This window comes from Pseudomonas sp. NBRC 111133 (assembly GCF_001320605.1).
Taxonomy (GTDB): domain Bacteria; phylum Pseudomonadota; class Gammaproteobacteria; order Pseudomonadales; family Pseudomonadaceae; genus Aquipseudomonas; species Aquipseudomonas monteilii.
In genome coordinates, this window is sequence record NZ_BCBJ01000125.1 from 1 (window position 1) to 22,290 (window position 22,290).

The 22,290-nt window shown below is 53.6% G+C and carries 19 protein-coding genes and 3 pseudogenes; 9 read left to right on the plus strand and 13 right to left on the minus strand.

Going from position 1 to position 22,290, the window contains the following annotated elements; all coding sequences use genetic code 11:
* Window positions 1-112: 112 nt before the first annotated feature.
* Window positions 113-748: pseudogene (locus APH36_RS27130) on the plus strand (NAD-dependent deacetylase); the annotation flags it as partial.
* A 29-nt stretch (window positions 749-777) separates the two neighbouring features.
* On the opposite strand, the pseudogene APH36_RS33325 reads toward APH36_RS27130, so the two are convergent.
* The 3 genes and pseudogenes from APH36_RS33325 to APH36_RS27140 form a co-directional block, all read right to left on the minus strand.
* A pseudogene (locus APH36_RS33325) lies at window positions 778-858 on the minus strand (IS66 family insertion sequence element accessory protein TnpB); the annotation flags it as partial.
* A gap of 376 nt (window positions 859-1,234) precedes the next feature.
* A complete protein-coding gene (locus APH36_RS27135) occupies window positions 1,235-1,537 on the minus strand; it encodes a nucleotidyltransferase family protein (RefSeq protein ID WP_060501443.1) in 303 nt (100 codons plus the stop codon).
* A 110-nt stretch (window positions 1,538-1,647) separates the two neighbouring features.
* Window positions 1,648-2,229, minus strand: a complete 582-nt coding sequence (locus tag APH36_RS27140; protein WP_156342212.1) for a hypothetical protein — start codon at window positions 2,227-2,229, stop codon at window positions 1,648-1,650.
* Window positions 2,230-3,022: 793 nt separating this feature from the next.
* Between APH36_RS27140 and APH36_RS27150 the strand changes: the two genes are divergently transcribed.
* The 4 genes from APH36_RS27150 to APH36_RS27165 all read left to right on the plus strand — a co-directional run bounded on the left by APH36_RS27150 (window position 3,023) and on the right by APH36_RS27165 (window position 5,871).
* Window positions 3,023-3,433: a hypothetical protein gene (locus APH36_RS27150; RefSeq protein ID WP_041505948.1), complete on the plus strand. Its 411-nt coding sequence runs from the start codon at window positions 3,023-3,025 to the stop codon at window positions 3,431-3,433.
* Window positions 3,434-3,524: 91 nt separating this feature from the next.
* The gene (locus APH36_RS27155) at window positions 3,525-4,505 is read left to right on the plus strand and encodes a hypothetical protein (protein WP_060501420.1); all 981 of its coding nucleotides are present in this window, start codon (window positions 3,525-3,527) and stop codon (window positions 4,503-4,505) included.
* A gap of 72 nt (window positions 4,506-4,577) precedes the next feature.
* Complete coding sequence (locus APH36_RS31880; protein ID WP_156155238.1) at window positions 4,578-5,018, plus strand: hypothetical protein; 441 nt, start codon at window positions 4,578-4,580, stop codon at window positions 5,016-5,018.
* 268 nt (window positions 5,019-5,286) lie between these two features.
* A complete protein-coding gene (locus tag APH36_RS27165; RefSeq protein ID WP_060501422.1) occupies window positions 5,287-5,871 on the plus strand; it encodes a hypothetical protein in 585 nt (194 codons plus the stop codon).
* Between the two features lie 234 nt (window positions 5,872-6,105).
* Here APH36_RS27165 and APH36_RS27170 read toward each other — a convergent pair whose 3' ends face one another.
* Window positions 6,106-7,098 carry a DNA-binding protein gene (locus APH36_RS27170; RefSeq protein ID WP_041505945.1) on the minus strand — a complete coding sequence of 331 codons (993 nt, stop codon included), beginning with the start codon at window positions 7,096-7,098 and terminating at the stop codon, window positions 6,106-6,108.
* A 217-nt stretch (window positions 7,099-7,315) separates the two neighbouring features.
* Here APH36_RS27170 and APH36_RS27175 point away from each other — a divergent pair, with 217 nt between their 5' ends.
* From APH36_RS27175 to APH36_RS31890, 3 genes and pseudogenes are all read left to right on the plus strand, one after another.
* Window positions 7,316-8,245 carry a tyrosine-type recombinase/integrase gene (locus tag APH36_RS27175; RefSeq protein ID WP_041505944.1) on the plus strand — a complete coding sequence of 310 codons (930 nt, stop codon included), beginning with the start codon at window positions 7,316-7,318 and terminating at the stop codon, window positions 8,243-8,245.
* Between the two features lie 86 nt (window positions 8,246-8,331).
* Entirely contained in the window at window positions 8,332-9,162 is an 831-nt protein-coding gene (locus tag APH36_RS27180; RefSeq protein WP_041505943.1) for a restriction endonuclease, read from the plus strand.
* Window positions 9,163-9,249: 87 nt separating this feature from the next.
* A pseudogene (locus APH36_RS31890) lies at window positions 9,250-9,396 on the plus strand (2-hydroxy-3-oxopropionate reductase); the annotation flags it as partial.
* 224 nt (window positions 9,397-9,620) lie between these two features.
* On the opposite strand, the gene APH36_RS27185 reads toward APH36_RS31890, so the two are convergent.
* The 9 genes from APH36_RS27185 to APH36_RS27220 all read right to left on the minus strand — a co-directional run bounded on the left by APH36_RS27185 (window position 9,621) and on the right by APH36_RS27220 (window position 20,573).
* On the minus strand, window positions 9,621-10,784 hold the full coding sequence (locus APH36_RS27185) for an MFS transporter (RefSeq protein WP_041505942.1): 1,164 nt from the start codon (window positions 10,782-10,784) through the stop codon (window positions 9,621-9,623).
* Window positions 10,785-11,171: 387 nt separating this feature from the next.
* Window positions 11,172-12,245 carry an NAD/NADP octopine/nopaline dehydrogenase family protein gene (locus APH36_RS27190; RefSeq protein WP_041505941.1) on the minus strand — a complete coding sequence of 358 codons (1,074 nt, stop codon included), beginning with the start codon at window positions 12,243-12,245 and terminating at the stop codon, window positions 11,172-11,174.
* A 112-nt stretch (window positions 12,246-12,357) separates the two neighbouring features.
* The gene (locus tag APH36_RS27195) at window positions 12,358-14,208 is read right to left on the minus strand and encodes an ABC transporter ATP-binding protein (RefSeq protein ID WP_052484800.1); all 1,851 of its coding nucleotides are present in this window, start codon (window positions 14,206-14,208) and stop codon (window positions 12,358-12,360) included.
* A gap of 47 nt (window positions 14,209-14,255) precedes the next feature.
* Window positions 14,256-15,128, minus strand: a complete 873-nt coding sequence (locus APH36_RS27200) for an ABC transporter permease (protein ID WP_041505940.1) — start codon at window positions 15,126-15,128, stop codon at window positions 14,256-14,258.
* On the minus strand, window positions 15,125-16,066 hold the full coding sequence (locus APH36_RS27205) for an ABC transporter permease (RefSeq protein ID WP_041505939.1): 942 nt from the start codon (window positions 16,064-16,066) through the stop codon (window positions 15,125-15,127). Before APH36_RS27205 ends, APH36_RS27200 begins: the two co-directional genes overlap by 4 nt.
* A 124-nt stretch (window positions 16,067-16,190) precedes the next feature.
* Complete coding sequence (locus tag APH36_RS27210) at window positions 16,191-17,591, minus strand: NAD(P)/FAD-dependent oxidoreductase (protein ID WP_041505938.1); 1,401 nt, start codon at window positions 17,589-17,591, stop codon at window positions 16,191-16,193.
* Window positions 17,588-17,896, minus strand: coding sequence for a (2Fe-2S)-binding protein (locus APH36_RS31315; RefSeq protein WP_197080547.1), 309 nt, complete (start codon window positions 17,894-17,896; stop codon window positions 17,588-17,590). Before APH36_RS31315 ends, APH36_RS27210 begins: the two co-directional genes overlap by 4 nt.
* On the minus strand, window positions 17,865-18,992 hold the full coding sequence (locus tag APH36_RS27215) for an FAD-binding oxidoreductase (RefSeq protein ID WP_041505937.1): 1,128 nt from the start codon (window positions 18,990-18,992) through the stop codon (window positions 17,865-17,867). Before APH36_RS27215 ends, APH36_RS31315 begins: the two co-directional genes overlap by 32 nt.
* A complete protein-coding gene (locus APH36_RS27220; protein WP_052484799.1) occupies window positions 18,993-20,573 on the minus strand; it encodes an ABC transporter substrate-binding protein in 1,581 nt (526 codons plus the stop codon). It lies immediately after the preceding gene.
* A 637-nt stretch (window positions 20,574-21,210) separates the two neighbouring features.
* Between APH36_RS27220 and APH36_RS27225 the strand changes: the two genes are divergently transcribed.
* Window positions 21,211-22,137: a LysR substrate-binding domain-containing protein gene (locus tag APH36_RS27225; protein ID WP_041505936.1), complete on the plus strand. Its 927-nt coding sequence runs from the start codon at window positions 21,211-21,213 to the stop codon at window positions 22,135-22,137.
* The last annotated feature ends 153 nt before the right edge of the window (window positions 22,138-22,290 follow it).

Here is a 22,290-nt window from a genome sequence, read left to right on the forward strand (position 1 = left end):
GTTGTTGCTCAAAACGACGACGGGCTTGCTGCGCGTTCTAGCGCCAGCTTGGTTTTCTGGACACTTATAGGACTTACACAAGCACTGCTGCTCGATCACTCAGCATCGCGCAATGACCAAACAGGTAGGCTCGGGTAACCTCAAGGGAACGAATTTCCGAGACATCTCAACGCCGCTTACTACCATCGTTAAGCTTTTGCAGGAGGCAAGGCACGTTGTCGTATTCACCGGCGCCGGCGTATCCGCCGAGAGTGGAATCCCAACATTCAGAGATGCACTGACCGGTCTATGGTCTCGATTCGACCCTGCTCAATTAGCGACGGCCGAAGCGTTCCTTGCGGATCCGCAGTTGTGCTGGGGTTGGTATGAGTGGCGTAGGTTGAAAGTGTTCCAAGCGCGGCCGAATGCAGCTCATCTCGCGATAGCAGAACTCGCTAAGCACGTTCCTAGGCTGACAGTCGTGACCCAGAACGTGGATGACCTGCATGAACGGGCTGGTAGCCAGGACGTGATTCATCTCCACGGTAGCCTCCATTTACCCAGGTGCATTGACTGTGGCAATGCACATCTGACGGCCCTTCCCTCTGATGACTTGCCTGTGGACGGATGTAGACTTGAGCCTCCGCGGTGCAATGGGTGTAACGGGTACATCAAGCCTGGCGTTGTCTGGTTCGGAGAAATGCTTCCGGAAGCAGCCTGGAGCGCTGGCCTTTCGGCTGCAAGCGGTAGCCACTTGCGAATGACGTTGGCGTTGATGCCATGGCGTATGGCCACGCTGGAGAGGGTCGCACCAGGTTGCAGGCACTCCTGAACAACCTGGGCCTTGAACGGTTTGGGGTAAGAGCTTCGTTGGCGCATGGAAATCCCGGCGATAAGGGCTATCGCGTCCGCTTAAAAATACGCGGACACCATCGCCCTTAATGCGGGATTGCGGAAGGTGACTTGGCTGGACGCTTACCGGGGGCGGAGCGACCTGGTCTCTGAATGTCCTAGAGAAAATCAGCTCAAAAAATCGGCTTCGCTCAACAGCGAAAATCGAAAAGGCAAAACCGAAAAACTGTTAGCAGGTGTGGAGCATGCCCAATGCGCGGTGGCTGGGACACCGCTGCTTTGCTTTTGACTACAAACTCTAAAGCTCCGGTTTTAAAAATTGATTTCAAGGGGGGTACGAAAAAAAACCAAATTCTTTCGCTGAGAGCTCCCTGCACCCCTCGGAACGGGTCGTATCACCCGGTCAAAGGAAAATGGCCGAGCGCTCCACCTCAGGCTTGAGGTGGTCAGGAATGTTGTTCGCGACATTGATATCAACCGCTATTCCCAGCATCTCCTCCAGGGCCGTCTCGAGATCCAAGATGTCGAACAGGGAGATCCTCCCTACCCGCTCAGATGGTATGGTTACGAGGAGGTCGAGGTCGCTGCTCTCAATATCTTGACCACGGCAAACGGTGCCGAAGACTCGTACGTTCACGAATCCGTAGGACTCGACTGCCTCTCGAATCGTCTGCCGTTTACCCAGGATGGCGTCGGATGGTTTCACGGTGTGCCTTCTCATTGGTTGATCAGAACCTAATCCATGGGTTACGCGCCCAATGCTGCGGAACACGTCCAGACAGTGATTGATTCGAAAATGGATCGCTCTACGAGTGGCTACTTCTCCCACCAGTCGTCACCGTCTCTCATGATCCTGTACTCGGAAAAGTATTCCTCAATCTCGCACTCCAGCGAGACGGTTGCGGAGGATGAGGACGGATCGAGGAGCGAAGCTTGCAGGCGAGCCCACTCTGCCCACGCTTCGACCTGATTAGCTTCAGCCTGACTGTATCTGATTACGGTGTCGATAAAACTCCGTAGCCTGTTGGCCTTCTCCCATCTATTGAGATTCTGCACCAAGCGCTTGCGGAGGCGACGTTGTTGCTCCGCTTTTATCGCATGGGCCTTGCGGGCGGTCTCCTCCTCGGCGTCGCGAAGCCTCCTCTCTTCTGAATCTTTATGAGCAGCTCTGATCCTAACGGCCAGCGCTTCAAGGCCTGCGATGAACAGGTGGATCTTGTCCTCTATCCGTCCCGTTTTCGCGTCGGAAAATGTCTTCTGAGGCCCATAGTCTGGGCTTTCCCTGAGAATCAAGGTCAGCTCCCCGGTAGAGAAGAATTCATACCTTGGCAGCCCGATGCGTGAGAAGTCCGGAGTCCAGACTCTTTTCGGCTTTGGGTCTGGCAGCGGCCAGCTCATGCTTCAGCAGTCTTTCGCGGAGGATTACGTAGACCGTCTCTCCGTCGAAGGTCACAGTCGTCTGCTGTTTGGTTACGGCCAATCTGCAGCCGCTTGCCTCGGAGAGCTTAATAAGCGTGTCCAAGAGGATCGCGGCGCGATCGATGAGCGCTGGCGAGATCCTAGTGTTGAGCACGTTGGCTTGCTTAAGCGCCAACCGTCCTGCCGACTTGCGCCAGCGTTCCACTAAGGGATGGGGATCGACCAAGCTCTCGGGTATCGGCACATTGGGCGGAGCAGGAATGTCGTCAGTAAGTGACGCCGGTTTCGGTGGGAACAGGCTGCGATCAAGCACACGAAATGACACCAGCTCGTTAGAGGTCGGCGGCGCAGGGCTTTTCGGTCGATTCGTTGCAGGTTTAGCCCAATGACCGCGGCGAGGGACAGCGATTCCAGCCTTTCTGCAGGCTTTACCAACCGCTACGTCTGAGACACCGATTTCGCGCGCCAGATTCAGGACTGGTGTCGACCAGACTTTCTCAAATAGCTCCTGGGCCGGGAACGACACTGTTTTGTACATCGATAGGCCACAGGTGAACTCAACCGATTATTTATCTTGGGACACTTGCTTTATCACAATCGAAATCAAGTGGGTTGCTCCATCGAGCCATCAGGCGGCTCAGGGCGCACTTTTGCCTCGATCCAGATGGCAATCACCAGATGATATCGTCGTGCTACCATCGGCGCATGGTTAGGTGCCGGATGAGCACCTAGCGGCGACTCCCACCCAAACATGCAAGAAGCAGCCAGCACCATGAAAAATATCCAGCAAATTCAGAAAGAAGCACGCTCCGAGTCCATGAACAAGTGGATCGGGAGGCTGGAGTCTGAAACGGAGTTTGACGCTGAGGGATCTAGTCCTACCGAGAGAATGGAGGACATCATCGCGCAGATCAAAGCTGCGATGCAGCAGACCGGTATCGAAGCGCCACTCAATGAGCTGATCGAGAAGGCTTTCGAACAAGGTGTTCAGGCTGGATTCGCCAGAGCGCTCTCAAAATTCTGTAAAGGTGCGATTAAGGCTAGAAAGGTACCAAACGAAGATGAGTGGGTACTTAGTACGCTGTCCACCCAGTATCAAATCACAGCTAAATTGCCGACAGCTTCAAATGAGGATCATAGAGCTACCGTCAGAATCAAGCTTGCAGATCACGGCTTCGAGTGATCATGACCACTGAAGTCCGCTCGTTAGCCGAAACTCTGCGGCGATTACTGTGAGCTTGCTTCCTCCCTACTGTCGTCACTGACTAGCGTCAATGGCGCTCAAACTGATCGGCATCGCAACGGAGTACGACATGCCCTTAGCCCCCTCTTTGATTGGCGACCTCTGGAGATTCCGTACCGCGCGTACCATGTTGCCCATTCTGATTTGGTGCGCTAAGCACCGACGTACCATTTCCTACAGTCATCTAGATGCGGAAATCGTCCGTCGTGGCTTAGGTGCTCATACACACGCCGCTGCCTATGGACGCGCCGCCGGCCTGGTAGGTGATGCGCTTTACGAGCTAGAAGAGGAACTTGGGCTTGAGCTCCCGCCGCTGAATGCGCTGGTGGTTAAAAAATACTCCCGCAGGCCCGGTAGCGGTTGTAACGCGTACTTGGATCAGTTTGTTCATAGCCGCACCTTCGCACAACTCAATGACGACGGCCAATGGGCTGTCCTTGAGCAGGCTTGGGACAAAATCTACAACTGCAGAAACTGGGACGCCGTCCTCGACTATCTCGAAATGGAAGCACTTGCTGGCGCGGTGCCTTCCGAGTACGAGGATGACCACGAACAAGTGATCATCCCCGAAACGGGTGGCTTCTCGGGCGGTGAATCGGAACATCATCGACGGCTCAAGGAGTATGTCCTACGTCATCCAAATCTTGTGATTGAGTCGAATGCACGCGATTGGGAGGGAGGCGTTGAAGTCATGCTTCCGTCCGGCGATTGTGCTGATGTGATGTTCCACAATGGGCCGTCGATGCTAGCTGTGGAGGTCAAATCTTTCATCTCTTCGGAAGCCGACCTATCCCGCGGCATTTTTCAATGTGTCAAATACCGGGCCGTTGGGATCGCATGGCAACGTGCATTGCTAGAGGTTCCGGATGCGAGCGCTGTCCTGGTTGTTCAGCAAGATCTACCTCTGGAACTCGCGATACTGGCAGAGCGATTGGATGTAAGGGTTGTGGTGGTGCCGACGGAGCTAACCGCAGCGATGGATGACGAGTCATTGGTTCTTCTGTCTGCGTAGCTCCAAGAGCAACGGTTAGCATCGTGGCGCCAAGGGGCACTTGGGCTTCTATCTAGAAAAATGGAGTGCTCTATGGAACCTAAGGACTTGGTCGTTCCAGGGCAACAGATGCTGATAAGCAGGAAGGATGACCTACTCCCGCTTCTTGAAGGGAAGGTCTTCCATATCACGACGCTCCAAGGGTACGAGAAGATCCTGCAAGCTGGCGCACTGCTGCCGAACACAGGAGAGCATCGCTCTCCATTCGGTAATAGCAGCAATGGGTATTTCCGCCTCAAGGGCTGCGTATCATTTTTTGACTATCGCAGATCGGGTTCCCCCAAATGGCTCGAGCACTATGATAAGTGCCTGCCCACCATGCCGCTGAACGCAGCATCACCCATAGTCGTCTTGTATCTCAATGAGGACGAGCATGGCGTTCTGGAGACATGGGAGGGCTGGAAAACCGATCAGCTGTGGTCGCAACGGGTTGTCCCGCAATCTGCTCGTAACGCTGAGCGCGGCGGGAAATGAGAATCCTCTTACTGTGGTAGCTGCTGCTTACCTACTGGGCAGAGTAGATTGAGAGTCAGACCAGGCGGTGGTTTCACTGCAGACGTGTCTTGCTAACCATGCTCGCGCTTTGGTAATTTCATCTGCAGGGTTGCCGTGAACCTCCCTGCTGCGTGGGAAATCTCGGTTCTTTGCTAACCACATCACTCCCTGTGGCCGGCTCAGCAAGCAGCATGTTCAGCAAAGTGCATATGCGCTTTTACGGCCATGACAGTGGAGTCATGCGACCATGTTCACCGCCGAATTCATCCTGAGCACCTTCAAATCGATGGAGGTTGCCGATGTACCAGAGCACCTTACTCACGCCCAAACCCTTGACTTCAAAGCTAAGCTTCTAGGGTTCGCCCACTACCATCATCTCAAAACCAATCTCGAAAAAGCGCCAGCGGACAGAGCGGCTCACATCCACGACGCACTCATGCAAAAAATCTGTGCTGCTCGGCTTCCACATCCGGAGTCAAGCCATGTCCGGATGGTCGTACATGATGATGAAGATGTGGGCTTTGACTCCTATTGGATTGGATGGGATGCGCAAGGTGATGAAGTTCGTCAGGCGAGAACCGGATTTGGCAGGTCTCGAATCGAAGTGTTTCGTGCACGCAATCAACAACCTCTCTACCTTCTTAACAATGGCTACGAACTGATCGCCTGGCTTGAACGCTGGCACTCATTTGCTGCAGTGCCAGTAGACGTGGCCAAAGTATATTTCCCTGACATGTTCGATCAGAAACACCTCGTGGCAGAGAACCCGCCCTACGACCTGATCGACGAAAAGGTCAAAGCTGACATGCTTCGTCGCGGACTGAAACGCTGAGCTCGAGAATGAGTGCAGCAAGGAAGGGGGTGATCCCCCTTCTTCTCGCAGATCATCAGCGTCAGATCTGTTCCTGGCCCCAGTCTACGAACAGTTCAGCTCCTTTACGAAGCGTGAGTCATCGCTTGCGAGGAATACTGCGGCGTTGGCAATCTCGATGGCCGCTCCAACTCGCCCCATTGATCCGCCGCCGGCGCTGGCGAACAACACATGCATCCGCTGCGGTTTTCTGACCTATTCTTTAGAATTATCCTTATCGTCCGAGGCCCGCAGTTCCTTGATCTCAGCTTCTGCGATTGCGAGCTTCTGTACCAAATCCCTTTCCCTCTGCTGTACCTCCATGTTTTCGGAGCGCGCCTCGCTTGCCTCTTTGGTCTTGGTTTCGAGCTGGTGAGCCAGCAGCTCTTTGGCCCCTTCCGCACGAGCAGTTGCAGCATTGGCGATACCCAGGTCGCCTCTCAGATGCTCGATAGCGTCACGATGCTGGCCGGCCTCCTTAGAGTGCTGGCGGTTTTCGGCGATCAATCGCTCATTATCGCGAATTAGTCGAGTAGCCTCTTCCTGCTTAACCATGAGCGTCTGCTGGAGGACTGCCACCTCTTGCTGCATCTGGTAGATCTGAGTTTCATGACGGTTTAGATCCTGGTCGCGCTGTTCCTTTACAGCTACTCGGTAGTGCTCGAGTGCTTCTCTGGCGTGCGTATGCTTCTCCTCCAGAGATTCGATCTGGGCGTCCTTCTCTTGCACGCGAATCTCAAGGTCGCTGCAGCTCTGGCTGATCCGGGCGTTTCGAGTGATCTCAGTTTGAAGGCTGGATTGAACGATCTTGAGTTCTTCGCCCTGGGCCTGCAGAGCTGACTGCAGCTTGGCGATCTCCAATTGCGACTGCTCAAGCGTGCTTTGAAGTGTACTGCTCTCAGCTTTCATCGCTTTGCGCTCAAGCTCAAATGCGGCTCGCTCATGCGCCAAGGCTTCGTTTCCCTCCTCAAGCAGGCGTTCAAGCATCTTGCCCACCAGCTCCGTGAGTTCATCACTTAGGCGCGAAGGCGAAGCCGAGGGTCGAGGATCGTGTGATTCGATCTCCTTCAAAAATCGCTGAATCGTTGTCTTTGAGCCGGTATTTCCAAGTTCGATGCGTATCGCGTCGATACTAGGGTTCTGCCCTCTCGACAGCAGCGCTTCGCGAGCCTTGCGCACCAGTACCAGGTTAATGCCGCCTCTAGCCATCTCTGCCCCTACGATTTCGTACTGTTTTACGTTTCATGTAATTACGTGCCACTTTAACATGTTGAAATCGAAAAAACCCCATGATTACTGGAAAGACATAATCGAGGTTTATGGCTTGCCAGGCCTTTGAGCAGGGGTAAAATGGCCTGAAAGGCGGTACAAATGATGGGAGCGAGCAACCGACGGCTCGAAACGGGGAAATTAGGTGGTAGAAGTAGTGAGCAAGGCAGACAGATACCTAGAAGCGAGCGTTCGTCAGAACACGTCGAAAAGCTATGCAGCCGCCCTCACCCATTTCGAAGTGACCTGGGGTGGATACCTACCCACCACCACAGAGTCAGTAGTGCGCTACATCGCTGAGTACGCTGACCAGCTGGCGCTTAGCACGCTCAAACAGCGTCTGGCTGCTCTTGCTAACTGGCATCAGAGCAACGGCTTCCCCGACCCCACCAAAGCACCCAAGGTTAGGCAGTTATTGAAGGGTATTCGGGCGCTACACCCAGTCCAGCAAAAGCAGGCAGCCCCTCTAGCGCTGTTGCATCTCGAAAAGGCAGTGGCTCACCTGGAGGATGAAGTTGCCCAGGCACGAGCCGTCGGCAACATGACCGCTTTGCTGAAGGCGACTCGCGACATTGCCATCCTCACCATTGGCTTTTGGAGGGGGTTCCGCGGAGACGAGTTGGCCAGGCTCACGATCGAGAACACGCATGCCGAGCGTTACGTCGGGATCAGGTTCTATCTCGGGTCGACCAAAGGAGACCGGCAGAATATCGGCCGCGAGTACAAGACACCATCGTTGAGCAAGCTCTGCCCAGTGGAGGCGTACTTGAATTGGATCGGAGCAGCCGGTCTTACACACGGCGGCGTGTTCAGGGGCATTGATCGCTGGGGCAACATCAGCGATCGCCCGCTTGCAGCACACAGCCTGATCCCACTCATACGAGACACTCTGGATCGGTGTGGCTTGCCGTCCGAGATCTACAGCGCCCACTCGATCCGGCGGGGATTTGCAACCTGGGCAGCTAGTTCAGGCTGGGACATCAAGACACTAATGGAGTACGTCGGCTGGAGCGATATGAAATCAGCGCTTCGCTATGTAGAGCCCGCACAACAGTTTGGCGGCCTCATCAGGAAGAACGAGGGTTAAGCGGCAAAAGACAAATGTATCGAAAAATGCAAAGAAACGCTGAGCGTGGGTGATGCCTTTGCACCTATCACGCACAGAACCCTGGAATGTCTAAAACTTTTTACGGAACTATTGACGTGCTTGAAAAACCTACCTGGTATCAATTTCAAGAAGATATCTGCTCACACTTCAGATCCATTGGGGCAAGCGCTGAAACCAATGTTACTGTGCAGGGGATCAGAACATCGCACGATATCGATATTTTGATAAAGACGAAGTACCTTGGAGAAAGTCTGGTTTGGATTGTGGAGGCCAAGCTATGGAAAAGCCGGGTGAACAAGCTCCAAGTTCTTGCGCTAAGAAGCATAGCCGATGACATTGGCGCTGATAGGGCCTTTATTGTTTCAGGCGCAGGCTTTCAAAGCGGTGCTCATGAAGCGGCAAAAAATACCAATATAAAACTAAAAACTTACGAAGAGTTAAAAGTAGATACACGACACCTTGTTGAAAGTGAAATAATAAAAACTTATAAAAAACGCCTCGAACTCATTGAGGCGCGCTACTGGTCTCATAAAAAATCCATACGAAAGAAGTATGGTCTAAGGGGGGAAATTTGGGACTTCCCTGTGAATTTTTCAGGCATGACGCTCTTGCAGACGGCCCAGAGCGCAATACTCGCCGCGGAATCTAATGAGTATCCCATCAGCTTAGAAACATTTCTGGTTGAAAAGCAAGGTGATCTAACCGCGGAAAACTTCCAGCAGCTTATAAACTGGCTAAATCTGAATCTCAATTTCATCGATGAGAAGATTTTGCTGGCCGAGATAGAGATGATCAAGCATGGAGACTTTGACCCCGAGCTTTGCTTGCGAGATCACCTTGACGTGTCACCGCTAAAGCTATTTGCTGCTGCTACTATAAAAGGCCAGAAAGATTAGTGTGCTGTTCGCCCCCTGATTGTCCGTGAACGTTAGAATTCAAACTCCAGCATTCTATCACCTATCACGTGATGATAGCGCTCGCATTTGGTTTTAAAGCTTTCCAACGCTGCTAACGCCCCTTAGGTATTCAGCACCTGTGCAGCCCTGGGCGGCAGCGACTGGGATCATTCAGCCATGATCAAAGGTCTGGAGCATATGGGCAGCTTCAGTATTCGCGACCGCGCTTGCTGAGTCACCGAGCAGATCAGGGCTATCCAACCCGAATGAGCTTGCGGCAGGCGCGACCGGTGAGACCTACTCATCCGTGGGGCCGGCCTGGCTTTGATGGTTAAGGGCAAATGCGACCTGACCGAATATTATCAAGCGATGCCGTGGGACAAAGAGCACGACCGTGTAAACGCCTGCACGGGCTTGTGCAGTAGGAAGATGTCGCGTCAATCATATCGACACAAAACTCAGCGAATCTTGATATGGCGAATCTTCGGAATACCCAGGATCATCAAAGCCGATACAAGCCAAAAAATGCTGCTCAAGCCGATTATTCCACTGAACGAACCAGCGACAATCGGAACAAGGAAGTTTGACGCATTGAGTGCCGTCAGTCTAATCCCGAACGCCTCACCCTGGCGATGCAGGGGCGTCACTTGAACGAGCATTGTCAATATCATGGGTTGCACACATCCCAATGCGGCACCCAACACAGCAGAGCACGTAAACATCAGCACCGGTGAATATGCAAAGGGGTAAAGTGAAAACACAACCACTGCCACCACACATGAGCAAGCAATAATTTGCTTTTCTGAAAACCGCTTACTTAACATTGGCAATGTTAATCTTATAGCGGCTGCAGCAAAAGCAAAACCACCCAATATCACCCCGATTGTTGATGCGCTGTATCCGGCTTTAAATCCTATCACCGGCACAACGAACGAATGCACATCCCACACTGTAGATTGCAGCCAGTTTATGAATAAAATATTTCTAAAATTGGCAGATCGCAAAAGCTCCCACGATGGCGCCTTTGGCATAGCCGGCGCATTTAAATTTCGCGCCGCGATCACTTTACGAGTGAACACCCAAGATGCGCAGGACAAGACTGCCAAAAATAAAAAACAATATTGAAATGCGACATAATCGCCTTCCGCAGGGGTCAGCAAGTCAATAATAAGCCCAGCACCCAAAGGGCCCAGAGAGCTTGACAACGCAGGTGATATCGCAAGCCAGCCAAAATAATTTCGACGGGCCTCATCGCTCAGATCTGCCCTACCGACGTGACGCTGCATGACGATAAGCGTCACGCAATTGGCAGCCCCCAACACAACTGCAACTACTGAAATGATCAGGATCTCCGGATGCAGTGCACCTATAAAGAGCATTCCACTAGAACCGACTACTGCGTAGGCCATTGGAGTGTGCAGGCCCTTTTTATCGGCGTAGCGTCCAATAGGGATGGCGAGAAATATTTGGCTCGCGGCGAACAAAGCCACTAGCGCCCCAACCGCTCCGTCGCTCACGCCTACTGAAAGTGCATAAAGAGGCGCCGCTAATTTTAGCCCCTGAAAGGAAGCAAGCATGAGCGTTTGAGCACATAAAACCAAAAGCAGCTGGGCGCGTGACATGCTATTCGCTCGCTGCGACAATCTGAATGCACATTAAAAACTATTCTCTCAAAAACGAAAAAAATCCCTGAGCCACGAATGGCTCAAGGAAAAAGCAAAGGATCTGATCATCTTGCCCTGGTGTCTTAGGGTGAGAACCAGAGCAAGCAGCGTCAATGAAGTGAGCAACTTACGATCACACAACATCACAGGAACCAATTCTGGCGCCACGCGCCAAAGTTGTAAAATAAAAAAAACACGATGTTCCTATAAGCAGATTTGATTAACCAGGACTGGGCAGAGCTAAAAGCAACACTGTGTCACCACGATCAAATTTCAAACACTGAATCTGGTTATGCTCCGCCCAAACCATTGACCATCCCCCTAAACTAACTTCATGGACAACGCTTAATCCGCTGACACACGAGCCAACAACCCTTCCATAGACTCCGACTCGAGCTTCAACCCCTCAATCAGATCGTTCTCGCTTGCAAACCCTTCCGGCAGCAATAGACCAGCCATTGCAACAATGCTTCGGGTGACCGGCATCGGCACATTGGCGATCCGCCCCAAAGCCAAGGTAAATTCGAGTCCATACGGCACGTCTTCGCAAATATATCGGGTATCAACTTCAGTAGGCCCGGGTGGCCCACCACGTTTCTCATGCAGCTCTTCTGCTATTTTCTCCAGACCTTCGGATCGAACACCGAAGGACTGTTGCAGTTTCTGACCTAGGCTTTTCACCTGCCAACCGAATGCTGCAGCCAGGCTCATACGTTCAGCATCGAGCTGATCAATTATTTTTGATACATACGATGTCATATAATGATACTGAGGCCAACTTTCTTTTCGCTCAATCCTCGTCCAATTGAGGATTGCAAGTGGCGCATGAAAAACTGCATTGGTATTGCTAATCGTAGACAGCAACGGGTTCTCATCCACGACGAAGCTACTGCCGAACAAAATATTGCAAACATACAATGCATCTTCAATCTTGGAAGCTGGCAAGGATGAGACACCCAGTGATGGGCGGCGCACCATGATATTTACCTTGTCTTCCAATACACGCCGTGCAGTAAGCGCAGTTGAACCAAAGCTGGCGACCACAAGGTTTATCCCCAGGTCATTTGCACGTTCACGAAGATAGAGAGCCGACAGCGACCCCATGGAACTGACGATCACCGTTTGACCACTTTTCAAGCTGGGGAGCGCGGCATCAATGGCATGGCGGTGCGCATTCACTGGCAAGCAGATAATCACTACGTCTGCCTCTGAGACAACGTCCTTCGCATTGCTTACACGATCAACGTCAACACTGCCTTCGAACACACCAACTGCTTGCAACTTCTTACGACCCGAAGAAGCTACACCTGTAGATCGACCATTCCATACAGTGACTGCGTGCCCACGATTTGCAATCCATGCCGCGTAAGCAAGGCCGATACCACCTGCCCCGATAATACCAACTTTCAATTGCTTCATTTTCCAGACCCTGGGTAAAGCAGTGCCGCCCAGTGTTTATAGATAAACACCGAGAAGTCAGCACTGCGTTTCGTTGCTAAACTGGTCAGTTCGCTAAGCCTCTAAATCAGACTCAGCGCCACTCGCCCTCAGGCTCCATGTAGAAGTGGCCCTCGCCGGCTTGGTGATATACCCGTGCAGGAGGAACAAAATCATGAGGCTTGTATGGCGTCCTCAAGTTACCGGCAGAAATGCGCTGTACTTGCTTGCGTGAAGGATCAGGGATGGGTACCGCATCAATCAAACGGCGCGTGTATGGGTGCTTTGGACTATTGAAGATCGCCGCCCGAGGCCCAATTTCGACCACTTCACCCATGTACATAACTGCAACACGGTGGCTGACACGCTCAACCACTGCCATGTCGTGGCTGATGAAGATGAAGCCCAAGCCAAGCTCCTGCTGCAACTCAAGCAGCAGATTCACAATCTGGACTTTGACCGACACATCCAGGGCTGAAACCGCCTCGTCGGCAACAATCGTTCCCGGCTTCAATGCCAAAGCCCGAGCGATGCACACACGTTGGCGCTGTCCGCCAGAAAATTCGTGCGGCAACCGCACGGCAGCATCAGGTGGCAACCCCACTTTCACGAGTAATTCAACGGCCACCTCTTCGCAGCGTTTGGCATCGTAGAGCCCATGTACGCGGAGCGGTTCGATGATTGCTTGCGCTACCGTTTGCCGTGGATTCAAGCTGGAGTACGGATCCTGGAAGACCATCTGGATCTTTCTTGCGCGCTCCATTGGTGTAATAGATCCCAGCTCTACCCCCTCCAATTTGATCGACCCATGCGTTGGGTCTAACAGCCCGGTAATGAGTCGTCCAGTGGTTGATTTACCGCAACCGGACTCTCCCACAATCGCGAGCGTCTCGCCCTGGCTGAGATTGAAGCTCACGTTTTCAACCGCATGCACGCGACCAGTGACACGCTTGAAAAAGCCAGACCGCACATCAAACCGGGTTGTCAGACCAGACACCTCCAGTAGATAGGGTTTGGTATCACGCACGCTGTCTTTCATCTCAGGCGCGGGGACATTGGTTCCTTTCGCGATATCATAGATCGGGAACGGCTTAGGCGATGCTTCAGCTGCCATTGATCCGAGCTCGGGCACTGCAGACAATAATGCTTTGGTATACGGTTTCTGAGGCGCCGTAAAAATCTCCGAGGTAGACGCCGTTTCCACCAGGTCGCCACGATACATAACCAGCGTACGATCCGCGATCTGTGCAACCACGCCCATATCATGCGTGATGAACACCACCGCCATGTGCTCTTGCGCCTGCAGCTCCTTGATCAACTCAAGGATTTGCGCCTGGATGGTCACATCAAGGGCTGTAGTCGGTTCGTCGGCGATCAAAACTGCAGGATTACAGGCCAACGCCATCGCGATCATGACGCGTTGGCGCATCCCGCCGGAGAACTGATGCGGGTAGTCGTCGTAACGCTCCTGTGCAGCGGGAATGCGAACCCGCTCCATCAGCTTCAGCGCTTCCTCCTTAGCCTGGATTGCATCAAGCCCCCGGTGCAACCGCACAGGCTCAGCAATCTGCTCACCGATGGTCATGACCGGATTCAGTGAAGTCATTGGCTCCTGGAAGATCATCGCAACCCGGTTTCCCCGGATATCGGCCATCTGCTGCTCAGGAAGATTCAGCAGTTCTTGCCCCTGCAGTCGAATGCTTCCAGTTACCTGGGAGGTATTGGGTGGGAGCAGTCCCAGGATGGACATCGCAGAAACACTTTTCCCCGAGCCCGACTCACCAACGATTGCCAGCGTCTCGCCTCGAGCCACACGGAAGCTGAGATCTTTGACAACCGGAGACCAGCCACCGCCTCGCCGGAATGCGACGTTGAGCCCCGTAACTTCGAGAACAGTTTCCTGGCTCAATGGAAGCGATCCGTTTTTAGATGAAGTCTCGCTCATGACTGCTCCGGGCTTATCACGGTTCACCTGAACTGTATTTATTGTATTCATGAGCGCTCCGAACGGGTTTTGGGATCGTTTGCATCGCGCAGTGCATCGCCCAGCAGGCTCAGCGCAAGCACGGTCAGCAGAATTGCGAGGCTCGGGAACACCGTAAGCCACCACGCATCCAAAATGTTCTCAAAACCTTCCCTGATCATGCTTCCCCACGTTGGGGCGGGAGGTGGAACACCCAGTCCGATAAAGCTCAGCGACGCTTCTGTACGAATAGCCGTGGCCATCCACAGAGCACCGAGCACAAGCACTTCCGAAATCATGTTCGGCAAAATGTGCACCGTCATCAGTCGACCGGGGCCATACCCCAACGACCGACCAGCCTCGACAAAATCACGTTGTTTAAGGGCTATGGTCGGAGCCCGCGCAATGCGTACAAAAGGCGCGATCTCGGTGATGGCGATTGCAATGATGAGGTTTTCAAGACTCGCGCCGAGCATGGCGGCCACCATGAGCCCAAGCAGCAGCGTCGGAAACGACAACAGCACATCAACCAATCCAGTGATCAATCGATCTGTGATGCCCCCAACATAGCCGGCGATCACACCAAGCGCGGAACCGACAACCATCGCGATCAGCACGGCGACAAAACCAACGAGCAACGACACACGAGTCCCGTAAATCAGGCGGGACAATACGTCTCGACCGTAGGTGTCCGTGCCGAGCCAAAACTCTGCAGACGGCGGCTCCAAACGATAAGCGATGTTCTGCTGCAATGGATCATGAGGCGCAATCAGAGGCGCGAACAATGCCACCAGAACGATCGCCACCAGAAGGCCAATCCCAATCCAGGAAAGGCGGTTCTGAAACAGTGCTTGCCAAAGTGTCGTGGGCTTGGCTACCAGTGGTGCAGTGAGAGTAGTCATTTGATTTTCACCCGAGGATCAACCAACCCGTAAACGATGTCGGTGATGATGTTTACGACGATCACGCACAGTGCGAATACGACCATCAGCCCTTGGAGCAAGGTGTAATCCCGGGTATTCAAAGCCCCCAGAATCAGTTTCCCCAGGCCCGGACGGTTAAACACGATTTCGGTCAACACGGAGTTGCCGATGAGCGTCCCAAAATAGAGACCCACAACCGTCACAATCGGGATAAGTGCGTTACGCAGGCCATGCCGCAACACCAAGCGCATAGGACGAACTCCTTTAGCTTTGGCTGTGCGGATGTAATCTTCCCCAAGCACGCTGATCATCGAGGAGCGCGTAACGCGCATAACATAGGCCGTCATGATCAACCCCAGGTTCAACGCAGGCAGCGTGAGAGCGTGGAGCTGGGAGAGAAATCCTCCGTCGACCAGGCTTCCGATTACAGGGAACCAACGGAAATGGATGGCGAAAACCAGCAGCATCAGCATGGCAGACACAAACGCGGGGAACGACAATCCAGTCAATGACAGAATTCGGCCAACGTAGTCTGGCCAGGCGTTGCGGCGCAGCGCCGCCCAAACCCCAAGCGGCAACCCGAACACAAGGCCAATCAGTACGGATGCAAACGTCAATTGGAGCGTCCACGGCAGCACCAGGGACACCTCCTGCAGCACTGTTCTGCCGCTGGTCATGGAGGCCCCAAAATTCCCCGAGAGCATGTCACCAAGGAAGTGGATGTACTGCATCGCGATTGGTTGATTTAGGCCCAACTGCTCGCGCATGGCCGCCAATGATTCGGCACTGGCCTGGTCACCGAGCATGACTGCAGCAGGATCACCAGGCACCAGGCGGACGAGTACAAAGACAGCAGTCAGCATGGCCAGCAAAGTTGGAATAGCGAGCATCAGTCGCTTAATCGCAAACTGAATCATGACAGCTCTCCATCGATCGTTAGCTCAGTCGTTGACACTGTCACGGTCGTGCTCAGCCGTTGGGCGACCACTGCAAGCGGTAAGCCTCCAAGCGGCGGCCTCATCAGGTGTTTCAAGCTGCGAATCATGGCAATTTCTCCTCCACATCAAGTGAGGCCAGTTCCCCAAGTGTTATTGGTTTAAGGGGTGGTCGGATCCGGTAGAAACCAACATCCTCAACTGCTTTTTGTTGCTCGGCTGCAACGATGTTCGCGATGGTGTAACCGCACTGTCGACCTTGGCAGGGCCCCATGCCGGCGCGGGTAAACGCCTTGAGCTGATTGACCCCTGGCTGGGCTATTGCGCAGGCCTTACGAATGTCGCCCGCCGTCAGCTCCTCACAGCGACAGACCACCGTCTCGTCGGATGGGGAGTAAATACTTGCGCGCGGTGGATACATCGAATCCAGCATTGGCCGCAGGCGTAACAGTGTCTGTAGACGACGGCTCAACGCATCCGTCTGTTGTGCAACGGCGTCTGCAGCCATACGACCGGCACGTTTAGCCATGCCGATTGCTGCCAGCTCACCCCTGACACACGCCGCCTTGGCCCCCCCGATTCCTGCACCATCACCCGCAACGAAAATGCCCGGTTGATCGGTCTCCCCCCACTCATCAAGGTCTGGAACTAAACACCTTTGCTGTTTACTCCAGCTGTGTTGGCAGCCAAGCGATTGGGTAATGTGAATTGAGGGAATCACCCCTTCGTGGGATAGGAGGACGCTCGCCGGCACTGTGCAGAGCTCTCCGCTTTTAAGCTTGAATTGAAGCTGTTGAAGCTTGCCATCACCCAGGGCTCGCAGCTCTGTAACGCCTTTGATTCGGCGAGCTCCCGAGCGGCGGATCTCATGCAACCACGCAAGGCCCTTGCTGACTTCCTTGAACTCAGCAAGCATCGAGCTTGCCCAAGGAAGCGCGCGGCGCCACCCACCTGGCGGGGTGGTGTCCAGCCAACCGGCGACCTTGCCACCCGCTCGAATGAGCTGCGCCATGTACAGCAGTGGTAACGGCCCGCTACCCACCACCCAGACGGGCTCTGCCGGGATCTGGCGAGACGTTTTAAGGAGGATCTGGGCGGCGCCGACGGTTAGGACACCGGGCAGAGTCCACCCTGGAAATGGGGCTGGACGCTCTTGTGCACCGGTGGCCAGGAGCACCTGCCCGGCACTGACTGCTTCAGCTACACCATCGCGCTTGATGAACACAGTCCAGCCAGGCTCAATCTTCCACACTTGAGTATTAGGCTCGTACGTCGCTCCGCACGCGCGAAAGCGTTGTACCAGCTCCGCGCCGACCTTGTATTCAGCCCCGAGAATTTCTCCCGTAGTGGTATGCGCGACAGTTTCAACAGCCCGCCAAATCTGCCCGCCTGGTGCTGGCTGTTCGTCCACCACCAGCACCTGCAGGCCTTGCTCGCCAAGAACAATGGCTGCACTCATGCCGGCAGGGCCAGCACCGACAACAATCACATCAAACTTTCGGCTCACGACACTACACTCCGGCGGCCATACTGCCGCTCAACGCGCATTCCTTCTTTCACTGTCACCAAGCAAGTCTGGGTAGAGGCGTTCCCATCCACTACAGCAAGACAGTCGAAGCAAACGCCCATCATGCAATAGGGCGCGCGCGGGCTTCCTTTCACAGGGGAGGTGCGGTTGACTGCAGTGCTTTGTCTCAGCAACACCGCTGCTACCGTTTCACCTTGCTCAGCCATCACTGGAACGCCATCCACATAAATCGTGATCGTGACGGCGTGCAGTTCAGGAAGTTTTTTGAAGATCGAAACGTCCATAATGGAAAATCTCTAAATCAGCGGGAATTGATTTGGCGTCGAAGACTTTCGCGTACTCATTGGCGTGGAAGGACGCCAAGGTCACGCCTGAGTGACAGGTGGCGATCTCTGCCCCTGGGTGAGTCAATGAGCGCGCATACACAGGATTTCCATCCGGCGTCATGATCCGCAGACAAGACCATTGGCGAACCAACTTGGCTTGTGCAAGCTCAGGCAAAATCTTCAAAGCCTTGCGCGTTATTCGCGCAGCGCCCTCAGTAGTTGTTGCCAAGTCAAAACCAACCTCCTCCTGCGTAACGCCGATCATCACCGTACCTTCCGCCGTTTGGCGCAATCCGCTAGCGGGGATCGGGAGTAGCGGTGCAAGGCGCTCAGTGACCAGCAGTTGGCCGCGCTGCGGGCGAATAGGCACGTTCAGGCCCACCATTGGCCCAAGCGCAGCGCACCCCAGTCCAGCCGCCACTACGATTCGCTCGCACTGGGCACGGTAGTCTCCTGCATGAACTTCAAAGCCCCCACCAGAAAGTCGTCGAATCTGGGTGACTGGGCGATTGCTCTGCAGCTGCCCGCCACGTCCCATAAAGGCTTTATGCATGGCGGCAAGCAACCGAAGCGGGTTCGCATGCCCATCGAATTCGCCAAAGCTCGCACCAACAACTGCCTTGCCAAGCTTCATGGTTGGGAATCGGCGCAGCAGTTCAGCTCGATCCAGCATATGGGCTGAAGGGGCGAGTTCTGGCGTTTGCTTGTTCCAGGCATCCATTGCCTTAGCTCGAGCCTCAAACTCGCCATCACTCAGACAGAAGTTCAAGCCGCCCTTCTGCTCGTAGTCCAGCGAGATTCCGCTTTCCTCTTCAAGCTGCGATGCAAATGCTGGCCATGTCTTGGCTGCATTGAGCGACAGCCGCTGGTAATCAGGATCTCGCATCCCCTTGCCATGAGCCCACACCAGACCAAAGTTGGCCTTGGCCGCGCGGTAATCGGTATCAGCTCCATCCAGCATCAAAATACGCCGCTTACCACCTGCGAGGCCGTAGCCGATGGCGGCACCTACCATGCCTCCGCCAACGATGATCACATCAAATTGCGGAGTCATTTACTGGCCTCCACGCTTCACAGTAGTGAGTTCGGTCACTGGGGGCTGCAGATTCAAAGCGCCTTGCAGAACGTATCCATAATCCACGCTGGCAGCTTTCGCCCAGACCTGCTTAAGACCAAACAAAGGGATTGCGCAAACGTCGTCGTGAATCTGAACCTGCGCTTTCTTCCACAAATCGAGCTGGGTCTGAGGATCCGCCTCTACCCGGGCTTTGCGAATGGCATCATCAGCTACAGTGCAGTGCCCGAAGTTCGACATCGCGGCAGGCGCGCCGATGGCAGACGCCGAATCATAAAACTCCGTGAGCCAGTAGTCCGCGCCTGGGTACCTGGCGGCACCGTAAAACACGATTGCGCTTTGATCCTGACGGCTTTTGGCTTGGTAAGTCGCATGATCCACGACCTCCATCTCCAGGTTAATGCCCGCCTTGGCCAGCTGCGCCTGAATGATTTCCATAATTGGCAGTTGCGGTGCCGCGTTGGAGACCACCGCTTTGAGCTTCAACCCATTGGGATAGCCAGCGCTGGCCAGCAGGGCTTTCGCGTGCGCAGGATCGTAGGCGTATGGGCCGGCGCTGCAATCGAGCCCTTGGTAACCATTAGGTACAACGGAGCATCCGCCATCAGCGACATCTTTACCGGCATAGCGAATGATTTCATCGATATTGACCGACGCCGCGATAGCTTGACGAACCTTGATATCATCTAACGGCTTGATATTCCGGTTGAGGAAGAGGGTACGAAATTCCGCAGGCTCGAAAACGTCCACGGTCACACCACGCGCCCTGCTTCGCTCTACCCAGCGCTGCTCACGCTTACCCAGCATCAGATCAAGCTCATCAGATGCAAAAGCCAACTCACGAGCACTATCGGAAGGAATCATCCGATACACAATTGCGCCAAGCTTCGGCTTGCCGCGAAAGTACTGATCGTTAGCCACCAATTTCACATACTGCTGGGTGATATGCTCACCAAAGGCGAACGGGCCAGTTCCGATCGGCGCTTGGCCGTAGCGCTCGCCCAGCTTCTCGACCGCCGCCTTACTGACAATCTGGCCACCGTGGTAGTTTGAAACTCGGCCAAGGAACGCGGTATCCGGGTACTTAAGAGTTACCTTAACCGTGTAGTCGTCCAAAGCCTCGACTTTGTCTATGACAGTGAAGTTCGCTGAAAAACTGGAGCGCTTCGGGTCTGATGCCCTTTCAAGGGAATAAACCACGTCGCTAGCCTTGAGCTCGCCATAACCACCGTGGAACATCACCCCTTTTCGCAGGAAGAACGTCCAAACCTTCTTATCGTCAGAACTTTCCCAGCGCTCGGCAAGGTCGGCCTCCAAGGCAGCAGGATCCGAACTACCTGGCGGGAAGCGCACCAAAGCATTGAACATCTCGGCGACGATACCCTTATCACCGATCAGCGAGGCGCGATGAGGGTCAAGGCTGGTGATATCAGCAATACCTGGGCTGACCGAGATGGTTGCCCGTACTTCATCTTGGGCCAGTGCCAAAGGGCTGACCCCAGACAGCGTTATCAACGCGGCAACAGCGCTCGTTCGGAGGGCCAAACCTAATGATTTCATTTTCACGACTCCGGAAGTAATGATGCTGATTTCAACCAGTCAGATCGGTCAGCGTGGCTAGGTCGGAGGGGTATGGTTCGGCCCCTTCACCTGTATGCTTTTTAGCAATGGGTGGGCCACCTGATCATATCTTCCTGATTTTATTGGTTTTTTATTTTTATAGATGCTCACTCCATAGCCAGAAAAACATCAAATAATGTCTTTTCCCTATGGCAGATGAGAACTCTTCCATTCAAATGCATCGCGCGTGGACGTAACAGCGCATGAAGCGCTCCAAAATGAAACGTCGACACTCAAAACGCTACCTTCCGTAACATTTGAGAAGTAGAATTAGATCTGAGGTCAATGCAAATACGACGCACTTGCATTAATTATCAGCAACTCTCCCGTGACTGCGCACTGACCTGCCCTGCGCGCCCACCCAATCAGTTAATGACGGACTCTTTCCGATTCCCACCAAACGATGCGCGCCTCGAAACAAGCTTGCCGGGTGGAAGATGGTCAAGAATGTTTCTTTAGAATAGATGAGATAGCGGCTTAGACCCGCTGCAGCCGGCCTCGAAAAGCTTTTGATAAGTTCAAGTCGCTACCGTAAGCTAAAAGCTCATGTCTTTATGCTATCGATTGGTGGTGTGCTATGGAGAACAGGATCACTCTTCGTCACCTTGAAGCGTTTCGGGCGATCATGGTGCGAAAATCGGTTACTGGCGCAGCAGAAATGCTTGAGGTGACTCAGCCGGTGGTCACGAGGTTGATTGCCGATCTAGAAGAGCGGATAGCCCTTACTCTTTTCACAAGAACTAAAGGGCGACTGGTACCGACCCCTGAAGCGGCTCTGCTCGTCAAAGATGTCGAGCAATCATTGCTAAGCATCGAGCGCATCGCTAATGCGGCTACAAACATAAAGTCTTTAAAAATGGGACGACTGGAAATAGCTGCGGCGCCAAGCATGGCACTCTCGTTTCTACCGCGCGCGATTCATAGCTTCACGCTGGCCCACCCCGAAGCGCTTGTCTCAATGCGCATGCACAGTTCTCCCACCGTTCTAGACATGGTGCAAAGGGATCAGTGTGACCTGGGGTTTGCCATGTTCCCGGCACGCTCAACTAAATCGGGAAACAGTGAGACGCTTGTGTCCGCGAAAATGGTCGCAGCTGTGCCAAAAATTCACAGTCTTGCGACGAAAAGAGTCTTACGTCCAGAGCATTTTGAAGGCGAACGATTCATCTCCATGATGCCACTTATGGAGTCCCGGATGAGGATCGACTCCCTGATGCTGTCTCATGGCGTGAAACGGCATATAAACTGTGAAACACAGACTTCTGCTGCAGTCTTGCAGCTGGTTGAGGCCGGTGTCGGAATTTCTATTATTGACCCGCTAACAGCCTGTGGCTACACAGGAAGTGGCATAAAATTTATAAATTTCGAGCCTGTCATCAGGAATGATTACTCCATAGTAATCTCTCAAAGAAACTCATCCACCCTCATACTAAAACCGTTCATTGACCATGCAAAAAAAGAGATTCTAAACATGCTTCCCGCTCACTTGCTAATCCGAAGCTAATAAACTTTGTTAGCGCCGCACCCTCTATTTTCCAGGCGCGCTATCAAGTCAAACTCCTACAAGAGCAATCAGAATCAGCCGCACCAACTAAAAACTGAGCGGACATTACTGTCACGCTCAGTCAAATATGTCTAAAGAGATGCCATTGAGCCT